Genomic DNA, 8798 nt, shown 5'->3' with positions numbered 1-8798 from the left:
GCCGGCCCGACGCCGATGGCGTCGGGCCGGCCTCCCCCCTTTCCCCGGTACCGCCGCCTCCGGAGCGCTCCGGCCCCCGGAAGACCCCGCAGGCACGGTCCGCCTCATGCGGCACGGTCCGCCTCATGCGGCACGGTCCGAGAGGCCAGGCCCGGACAGCCTGGTTCGGACGGTCCGGCCCGGCTCGGACGGCCGGGATCGTCCGCATGGGTCCTTGTTCCTCACCCTTTGGAGGGACCGCTCGCGGCCGTCTTCCTTCCCGTGGCTCCGCGGCCGCTCATCGTCTTGGTCGTACCCCGTCGCCGTGCGTGACCGCGATGCCGCCAGCCGGAGCCCCCATGCCTGCGTCCACGTCCCCCTCCTCCCCCTCCCCCACGGCCCGCCGCGCAGGCGACGGAACGGACCGCGCGACGGCACCGCCGCCTCTCGGGCTGGAGGCGCGGCTGGCCCTCGTGGACGCCGCCATGACGGTCCGGCTGGAGGAGGCCGCCCTGGCCCACGAGGTGAACACCGCCCACCTGCGCACCGGCTCCGTCGAGATCGCCGACGTCGTCACCGTGCCGCTCGCCCCCGCCGCGCAGCGCCCGCCGCAGCGGTACACCACGCCGGTCGCGGCCCTCCTCGAACGCGCCTGCCACCGGATGGAGACCGCCGGCTGGTGCGCCGGCTCCCTGGCCGACGCCTCCGGCGCCGTCTGCCAGCTGGGGGCGATCCGCGCGGAGGCGGGAGGCGACCGGGAGCTGGCCGCGGACGCCGCGCGCGTCGTCCTCGAAGCCGTCCGCCGGCGCTTCGGCGACGACGTCGACTCCGTGCCCGGCTTCAACGACGCCTGGGGAAGCGGCCGCGTGCCTCTGCGGATGCTCCACGAGGCCGCCTCACTCGCCGACGCCCGGGGCCTGTGACCGGCTCCGCCGCGACGGCGGCCGGCGCAGTTCCCCCCACCTTCATCTTCATCAGGCGGGCCAGGACGAGGTGGCCGAGCGCCGTCGTGAGCGTGCCCGCGGTCAGCGCGGCCGCGGTGGGCCACGTCCCGCCGCCCGGCCCGGCGCACACGTGCCCCACCGCCCAGCCCAGCGCGGCGGCCGGTCCCGCGGCGCACAGCAGCGACGAGACGTGCGGTCCCAGGACGAGAAAGAGGAAGGCGGCCGGCACGATCACCACCCCACTGATCCGCAGCGCGCGGGACAGGTCGGCGCGCAGGTCCGCAAGGCGCCCTTCGGCGACGGCCCGGCTCATGCGCGGCAGCAGGGTCGTCACCAGGGACACGGTCACGATGGACTGCGGCAGCATCCAGACGGTCCGCGCGTAGGTGTAGGCCGAGTAGCCCGCGCCGGCCTGGGGCAACTCCTGGTCGGCGGCGTTGGCGTGGTTCGTGATCACCGTCAGGGCGACCTGGTTGGCCAGGACGAACAGCAGTGTCCACTTCGCCGCGTGCGCGCTCTTGCCCAGGCCGGTGCCCCGCCAGTCGAACCGGGGCCGGAACCGGAAGCCGGCCGCCCGCGCGAACGGGACCAGCGCCAGGGCTTGGACGGCGATGCCGGCCGTCGTCCCGATGCCCAGCAGCCGCACCTGCTCGCCGGTGATGTCCTCCACCCGGCCGGGCGCCGTCATCAGTCCCGGGTAGGCGGCGAACATGCCGACCGGCACGACGTTGTTCAGCACCGGCGTCCACATCATCGCGCCGAACCTCTCGCGGGCGTTCAGCACCTGTCCGTAGATGCCGAACAGGCCGTAGAAGAAGATCTGCGGCAGCAGGAATGCGGGAGCAGGAACCGCGCGAACGTCACCGTCGGCTCGAACGCCTCATGGCTGTCCGGGGTGTCCCGCGTGTACAGGCCCACGATCTGCGGCGCCGCCCACACCGCCAGCGCCGTCCCCGCGCCCAGCACGCACACCACGAGCGTGACCAGCCGCTGCTCGTACGCCCGGCCGCCGTCGGGCTGCGTCGCCCTGGCCCGCACCAGCTGCGGCACCAGCACGGCGTTGAGCGCCCCGCGGAGTCCACCCCTCGATCATGCCGTCACCCTATGCGCCCCGAGGCGTGTGCCCGCGCGTCCTCAGGTGTCCGCCGGTTCCCCGGCGGCCGTGACGACGGCCGCCAGGTCCGAGCCCGCCCGCAGGAGCGCCACCGTCCGTACGGCGATCCGGTCGAGCCTCCTCCGCAGGATGCGCCGGGCGTCCTCGGGGCCGCCGAACCGGTCCAGGGAGTCCATGATCTCGCGTACGGCGGGGACGCCGTAGCCGGCGCCGCGCAGGGCCGCGACGATCCGGGCCGCCCCGATGGCCCGGAGGCCGTAGCGGCGCGCCCGCAGCGACGTCACCCGCTCGGGGGCGAGGAGCCCCTCCTGCTCCCAGAACCGCAGGGTCGAGGGGCGCACCCGGAGCGCTCCGGCGAGTTCCGTGATCGTCATCGCGTCGCCGTCCCGCTCGGGCCCCGCGCCGTCCCCGGCGGTGTCCTCCTCGGCCAGGACGGCGCGCAGCGCTTCCTGGGCGCGCAGGACCTCGTCCCGTTCCCGGGCGAGCCGCACGTGCGCCTCGTTGACCGCCGCGGCCGCCTCCACGACCGTCCCCGTCCGCAGCCCCGCGAGCGTCCGCCGGGCCTCGACGGGCCCGACGGCGCTCGCGAGTCCCCGGTAGGCGCGCAGAGCGCGCACGTGGACCGGCGTGTAGGAGCGGTAGCCGTTCTCCGACCGCGCGGCCGGCGGGATGACCCCCAGCCGCTCCAGGTCGCGCACCTGCTGCACCGAGTAGCCCGACTCCCTGGCGACGTCGGCCGTGCGCAGCGGTGCCCCTCGCGGGCCGCGGGCCGGTCCGCCCGTCGGCTCCTCACCCGTCGGCCCGTCCACCGGCTTCTCTGTCGACCCGCCCGTCGGCCCGTTCATCGGTCAACCCCACATAAGCACTTGAAGGTCATGCTCGAACCATGAGTATGGAACAGATCATCGCGACCGTGCGCGGCTTCGACGGGGCGCTCGTGGTCGTCCCAGAGCCGGGGGGCGACTTCCCCGAGCAGGCGTGGGGCGACGCGTTCTTCTACTACGCCCCCGACGGGCGGATGCCCCGCACCACCCAGCCCTACGGGACGATCGTCACCAAGGACCACCCCGGTGACACGGCTTCCGACCTCGACCCCCCGGGCCGCTGGCGGGTGAACGTCCAGGTCGACCGGGCGACGTTCCGGGAGCTCACCGGTGAGGAGCCGCGTGGCGACGGCCCCCGTACCCCGCGCGACCACGCGGCGGCCGACCGCGTGCTGCCGCACCCGGTGTACGGGTCCCTGGGCTGGGTCTGCGTCGTCGTTCCCGGTGAGCGGACGACGGGCACGGTCGAGCGGCTGCTGCGCGACGCCCACGACGCCGCGCGCGCCCGGTTCGAGCGGCGGCACCGGACGGGCGGCCGGCCGCCGGAGGACGGGTGAGGGGGTCGCCGAGAACGGACGGGGGCCGTCCCGGAGGGCGGCGGCCACCGCGGGCGCCGCCCCGGCGGGACCGCCGCTCCCGTGCCGCCGCTGTTCCCGTACCACTGTTCCCGTGCGGCCGTCGCCCTCGTGCCACCGTTGCCCCCGTTCGGTGTGCGAAGGGCGTCACCAAGATCCAAAAGTGATGTCCGTCGCAGTCGGCGACGCCCGGGAATCCTCTTTCCCCGGATCGGGTTGCACCTGCACATGAACCTCTTCACCCCCGTCTCCCTCGGAGACATCGAACTCGCCAACCGCGTCGTCATGGCCCCGCTGACCCGTATGCGGTCCGGCTCCTCCGGCGTTCCCGACGACCTGGTGGTCGAGCACTACCGGCAGCGGGCGAGCATGGGGCTGATCGTCACCGAGGGCACCTACCCCAACCACGAGTCGCAGGCCTTCGTGGGGCAGCCGGGCATCGTCACCGACGAGCAGGCGGCCGGGTGGCGGCGCGTGGCCGAGGCGGTGCACGCCCGCGGCGGCCGCATCGTGATGCAGGTCATGCACGGCGGCCGGGTCACCCACCCGGACGTCAACGGCGGCCGGCGCGTCGTCGCCCCCAGCGCGATCGCGATCGACGGCGAGGGGCACACGGAGAAGGGCAAGCAGCCCTACCCGGTGCCGCACGCGCTGACCGCCGACGAGGCGCGGGCGGCCCTCGACGACTTCGTCACCGCCTCCCGCCGGGCGGTCGAGGCCGGTCTGGACGGTGTGGAGATCCACGGCGCCAACGGCTACCTGCTGCACGAGTTCCTCTCCCCGGCGTCCAACCGGCGCACCGACGAGTACGGCGGCTCCCCGGAGAAGCGGGCCCGCTTCGTCGTCGAGGTCGTGACCGCGGTGGCGGAGGCCGTCGGCGCCGGACGGGTCGGGCTGCGGATCTCGCCCGAGCACAACATCCAGGACGCCCTGGAGACCGACCGGGACGACGTCCTGGCCACCTACGGCCACCTGATGGACCAGCTGCGCCCGCTCGGCCTGGCGTACCTCTCCGTGCTGCACAAGGAGCCGGCCGGCGACCTGGTCCAGGAGCTGCGCCGGCGCTTCGGCGGCAAGCTGGTGGCCAACAGCGGCTTCTCCTCGCCGACCACCCGCGAGGAGGCCGTACGGCTGATCGAGGACACCCACGCCGACGCCGTGGCCGTGGGCCGGGCGGCCATCGCCAACCCCGACCTGGTCGAGCGCTGGCAGGGCGAGCACCCGGAGAACGAGCCGCGGCCCGAGCTGTTCTACGCGCCGGGCGCCGAGGGGTACACCGACTACCCGTTCCTCCGGGCGAGCTGAGTCACGGGGCTCCCGGCCCCGGCCTCGGGACCGTGCGCCCGTACGCATCCCCGTTCCCGTGTCCGCACCTGCGGCACGGGAACGGGTGCGTGAGGGGGCCGCTACGCCGGAAGCGTGGCGCCGCTGGGCGACTCGTCGGGCTCCGGTTCCTGCGGCGGCTCACCGAGCTGCTCGCGGACGTAGTTCCAGACCACCGCGATCAGCGCGGCGGCCGGTACGGCGAGCAGACTGCCCACGATCCCGGCCAGGTTGCCGCCCAGCGTCACCACCAGCAGGACCACCGCCGCGTGCAGGCCGAGGCCGCGGCTCTGGATGATGGGCTGGAGCACGTTGCCCTCGATCTGCTGCACCGCGATGATGATCGCCAGGGTGATCAGGGCGTCTCCCACGCCGTTCGACACCAGCGCGATGAGGACGGCGACGAAGCCCGCGAACAGGGCGCCCACGATCGGCACGAAGGCGGAGACGAAGGTCAGCACCGCCAGCGGCAGCACCAGGGGAACGCCCAGGATCCACAGCCCCAGGCCGATGAAGACGGCGTCGCAGAGGCCGACGAGCGCCTGGGAGCGCACGAACGCGCCCAGCGTGTCCCACCCGCGTGCGGCCACGGTGGGGATGTCGGTGGCGAGCCGGCCGGGCAGCTGGCGGGTGAGCCACGGCAGGAAGCGCGGGCCGTCCTTGAGGAAGAAGAACATCAGGAAGACCGCCAGTACGGCCGTGACCACACCGTTGACCGCCGTGCTCACTCCCGTGAAGAGCACGGTGACGATGCTGCCGGCGCTGTCCTGGACGCGGGCGACCGCGGTGTCGAACGCCTTGGTGATCTGGTCGTCCCCGATGTTCAGCGGCGGTCCCGCGGCCCACTCGCGCACCCTCTGGATGCCCTCGACCACACCGTCGGTCAACTGACCGGACTGGGAGGCCACCGGCACCGCGATCAGCGCCACCACGCCCGCACCGACCAGGAGGAACAGCACCGTCACCGCCGACGCGGCCAGGGCCGGGCGCCATCCGCGCCGGCGCAGGAAGCGTGTCAGGGGCCAGGTCAGCGTGGTGAGCAGCAGACCGACCACCAGCGGCCAGACCACCGACCACATCCGGCCGAGCAGCCACAGGGCCACGGTGAGCAGGACGAGCACCAGCAGCAGTTCGACGGAGACACGTGCCGAGGTGCGCAGGGCGGCACGTGTTCTCGTGGGACTCAACGGGGCAGACATGGGCCCACCTTATGGTCGCCCGGCCCTCCCGTCCCTCCCGAACCGGTCGTGCGGGCCCGTCGTGCTCCGCGGGACGGCCGTGCGGCCCTTCACGTCCCTTCCGGGTCAGTCGTGCGGGGCCCGGCCGCTCACCCGGTGGTCCGCGTGGCTGAGCGCCTCGAGGACCAGCCGCCGCAGGTGCCCGTCACCGAGGCTGTAGACCACGTGCCGTCCCTCGCGCCGCGTCCCGACCAGTCCCGCCAGGCGGAGTTTGGCCAGGTGCTGGCTCACGGCCGTCCGCGACGCCCCGCACCGCTCGGTCAGCGAGCCGACGTCCGACTCGCCCTGCGCGAGCAGCCACAGCAGGTGCAGCCGCGTCGCGTCGGACAGCATCGCGAACACCTCGGTCGCCTCCGCCAGGCGCGCGCCGTCCGGAGCGCGCAGATGCGCACGGGGTGCAGATGACAGGGTCTCGCGAGCGGGCATGGAGCAAGCGTAGGCGCCCGAAGGCGAAGTGACGCGCCGTATGCGCGGTGGGGGCCGTGCACGGTGGGCGCTCCGCGCGGTGGGCGCGTGGCGCGTGCCCGCCGGGCGCCCGCCGGATACCCACCGGAGGCGCGGCGAGTACGGGGCTGGTGCGCGGCGGGCGGCGGACGCGTCCGCAACACGTGCGCGAGTGCGCACATGAACATACAGTGGATGCCGACCGCCGCCCGCTCCCGTGCCGAGGAGGCGTCCCGTGCTCCTGGTCCTGCGCAACCCCGCGTACCGCCGCCTCTTCACCGCCCAGGTCGTCGCCCTGGCCGGGACCGGCCTGGCCACGGTCGCGCTCGGCCTGCTGGCCCACGACATCGCCGGCGCCGGGGCCGGTTCGGTGCTCGGCACGGCGCTGGCGATCAAGATGGTGGCGTACGTGACCGTCGCCCCGCTCGTGGGCGCGTTCGCCGGCCGGCTGCCGCGGCGGGCGCTGATGGCCGGCGCGGACCTGGTGCGGGCCGCCGCGGCACTGGCGCTGCCGTTCGTGGACCAGGTGTGGCAGGTGTACGTCCTGATCCTCCTGCTGCAGTCGGCCTCCGCCGCGTTCACCCCGGTCTTCCAGGCGGTCGTCCCCGAAGTGCTGCCCGCCGAGCGCGACTACACCCGGGCCCTGTCGCTGTCCCGTCTCGCCTACGACGCGGAGAGCCTGCTCAGCCCGGCCCTCGCCGCCGTGCTGCTCTCCCTGGTCGGCCACGACCGGCTGTTCCTCGGCACGGCCGCCGGCTTCCTCGCCTCGGCGGCGCTGGTGGTCTCCACGGCGCTGCCCAAGCCGCTCGCGGCGGCCGGGCCGCGCACCGGCCGCACCCGCGCCGGGGCCGCCGCGGGCACCCGCCGCTTCCTCGCCGTCCCGCGGCTGCGCGCCCTGCTCGCCCTCGACCTCGCGGTGGCGGCGGCCGGCGCCACGGTCACCGTCAACAGCGTGGTGTACGTACGCGAGCACCTGGGACGCGGCGCCGCGGACGTGGCGCTGGCGCTCGGGGCGTACGGCGGCGGTTCGGCGGCCGTGGCCCTGCTGCTCCCCCGCGTCCTCGACCGTGTCCGCGACCGCGCGGTGATGCTGTGCGGCGCGCTGCTGCTCCCGCCGGTCTTCGCGGGGCTCGGCGCCGTCACGGCGGCCGGTGACGGCGGCTGGCGCTGGCCCGCGCTGCTGCTCGCCTGGGCCGCCTTCGGCGCCGCGTGCTCGGCGGTGCTCACCCCGACCGGCCGCCTGATCCACCGCTCGGTCCGGCCCGAGGAGCGCACCGCGGCCTTCGCCGCCCAGTTCTCGCTCTCCCACGGCTGCTGGCTGCTGACCTACCCCTTGGCCGGGTGGCTGGGCGCGACAGCGGGCCTGGGGAGCGCGGTGCTCGCGCTGGGCGCGGTCGCCCTGGCCGGGGCGCTGCTCGCGACGCGGCTGTGGCCCCCGGCGGACCCCGACGTCGCGGCACCCGCACCGGCACCGCCACTCGCCGGGCACGAACACGAGCACACCGGGTTGCGGGAGGGGCATCCGCACCTCGTGGACGCCGTACGGGTGCGGGGCGGTTGGCGGCACCGCCACCCCTTCCTGGCCGACGGCCTCCACCCACACCGGTGACATGCGTCGGCGACCGGGCGGTACGGCCCGGTCGCCGACGTCCGATGACACGCGGAGGGCGCTGGTGCTACGCGGAGAGCGTCGCCCCGGCCGGCCGGACGGCCTGCTCCCGGGCGGGGTTGCCGCCCCAGTGGGCGCCGGGCGGGACCTCCTCGCCCTTCATGAGGAAGGAGTCGGCGGCGATCACGGCGCCGTCGCCCAGCGTGGTGCCGTAGTGCACCAGCGCGCTGATGCCGACGGTGCAGCCGGAACCCACGACGACGCGGTCGGACTTGAACGCACCGTCCTCCTGCGAGTGGCACTGCACGACACTGCCGAGGTTGAGCGTGCAGTCGTCCCCGAGGGTGACCAGGGTGCGCTCGGGGAACCGGCAGCCGTCGTCGTAGAGCCGCCGCCCCACGCGCATGCCCAGCATCCGCCAGAACAGGGCCTTGAACGGTGTGCCGTTGAGCAGGCGCAGCTCCATCGCCTGGTGCTTCCAGAAGCGCTCGTGCCGCCAGAAGTCCCGGTGGTAGATCGAGCAGCACAGCGGGCGCTGCCGCCGGAAACCGGAGAAGGCCCGCTCGGCGAACGCGGTGTGCACGACGGTGAACACCAGGATCAGCACGCCGGCCAGCGCGATCGCCGAGGCTCCCAGTGTTCCGTACAGTTCGGCCGCGCCCCAGGCCAGTACCAGGACGCCGAAGGTGTGCAGCCACCGGGAGAGCAGGAAGGAGGCCAGGGTGACGGCGTTGTGCCGGTTCTTGGC

The 8798-nt window shown here is 74.7% G+C and carries 7 protein-coding genes and 2 pseudogenes; 4 read left to right on the top strand and 5 right to left on the bottom strand.

Going from position 1 to position 8798, the window contains the following annotated elements:
- Positions 1-338 precede the first annotated feature (338 nt).
- Positions 339-902 carry a DUF6197 family protein gene (locus IE271_RS39540; protein WP_229919945.1) on the top strand — a complete coding sequence of 188 codons (564 nt, stop codon included), beginning with the start codon at positions 339-341 and terminating at the stop codon, positions 900-902.
- Here the strand turns inward: IE271_RS39540 and IE271_RS39535 are convergent.
- Both IE271_RS39535 and IE271_RS39530 read right to left on the bottom strand, forming a co-directional pair.
- Positions 820-1994, bottom strand: a pseudogene (locus IE271_RS39535) (lipid II flippase MurJ); the annotation flags it as partial. The gene IE271_RS39540 and the pseudogene IE271_RS39535 overlap by 83 nt on opposite strands.
- 63 nt (positions 1995-2057) lie before the next feature.
- Complete coding sequence (locus IE271_RS39530) at positions 2058-2882, bottom strand: MerR family transcriptional regulator (protein WP_190195276.1); 825 nt, start codon at positions 2880-2882, stop codon at positions 2058-2060.
- A 47-nt stretch (positions 2883-2929) separates the two neighbouring features.
- Here IE271_RS39530 and IE271_RS39525 point away from each other — a divergent pair, with 47 nt between their 5' ends.
- Both IE271_RS39525 and IE271_RS39520 read left to right on the top strand, forming a co-directional pair.
- On the top strand, positions 2930-3418 hold the full coding sequence (locus IE271_RS39525; protein WP_190195278.1) for a DUF6194 family protein: 489 nt from the start codon (positions 2930-2932) through the stop codon (positions 3416-3418).
- Between the two features lie 246 nt (positions 3419-3664).
- Positions 3665-4741 (top strand): alkene reductase, encoded by a 1077-nt coding sequence (locus IE271_RS39520; protein ID WP_190195275.1) that lies wholly within the window; start codon positions 3665-3667, stop codon positions 4739-4741.
- A gap of 101 nt (positions 4742-4842) precedes the next feature.
- Here IE271_RS39520 and IE271_RS39515 read toward each other — a convergent pair whose 3' ends face one another.
- A complete protein-coding gene (locus tag IE271_RS39515; RefSeq protein ID WP_190195274.1) occupies positions 4843-5958 on the bottom strand; it encodes an AI-2E family transporter in 1116 nt (371 codons plus the stop codon).
- Between the two features lie 105 nt (positions 5959-6063).
- Positions 6064-6423, bottom strand: a complete 360-nt coding sequence (locus tag IE271_RS39510; RefSeq protein WP_190195273.1) for an ArsR/SmtB family transcription factor — start codon at positions 6421-6423, stop codon at positions 6064-6066.
- 253 nt (positions 6424-6676) lie between these two features.
- Here IE271_RS39510 and IE271_RS39505 point away from each other — a divergent pair, with 253 nt between their 5' ends.
- Positions 6677-8050, top strand: a complete 1374-nt coding sequence (locus IE271_RS39505) for an MFS transporter (protein WP_190195272.1) — start codon at positions 6677-6679, stop codon at positions 8048-8050.
- 67 nt (positions 8051-8117) lie between these two features.
- Here the strand turns inward: IE271_RS39505 and IE271_RS39500 are convergent.
- Positions 8118-8798 (bottom strand): annotated as a pseudogene (locus tag IE271_RS39500) (Pls/PosA family non-ribosomal peptide synthetase); the annotation flags it as partial.

It is taken from the genome of Streptomyces minutiscleroticus (assembly GCF_014650875.1).
Taxonomy (GTDB): Bacteria; Actinomycetota; Actinomycetes; order Streptomycetales; family Streptomycetaceae; genus Streptomyces; species Streptomyces minutiscleroticus.
This window is presented reverse-complemented; position numbering and strand designations above follow the sequence as displayed.

What these genes read in the sequence shown, in the direction of transcription:
- IE271_RS39530 (WP_190195276.1), bottom strand. Translation starts at nt 2,882, where the DNA reads ATGAACGGGCCGACGGGCGGGTCGACAGAGAAGCCGGTGGACGGGCCG.
- IE271_RS39540 (WP_229919945.1), top strand. Translation starts at nt 339, where the DNA reads ATGCCTGCGTCCACGTCCCCCTCCTCCCCCTCCCCCACGGCCCGCCGC.
- IE271_RS39510 (WP_190195273.1), bottom strand. Translation starts at nt 6,423, where the DNA reads ATGCCCGCTCGCGAGACCCTGTCATCTGCACCCCGTGCGCATCTGCGC.
- IE271_RS39515 (WP_190195274.1), bottom strand. Translation starts at nt 5,958, where the DNA reads ATGTCTGCCCCGTTGAGTCCCACGAGAACACGTGCCGCCCTGCGCACC.
- IE271_RS39520 (WP_190195275.1), top strand. Translation starts at nt 3,665, where the DNA reads ATGAACCTCTTCACCCCCGTCTCCCTCGGAGACATCGAACTCGCCAAC.
- IE271_RS39525 (WP_190195278.1), top strand. Translation starts at nt 2,930, where the DNA reads ATGGAACAGATCATCGCGACCGTGCGCGGCTTCGACGGGGCGCTCGTG.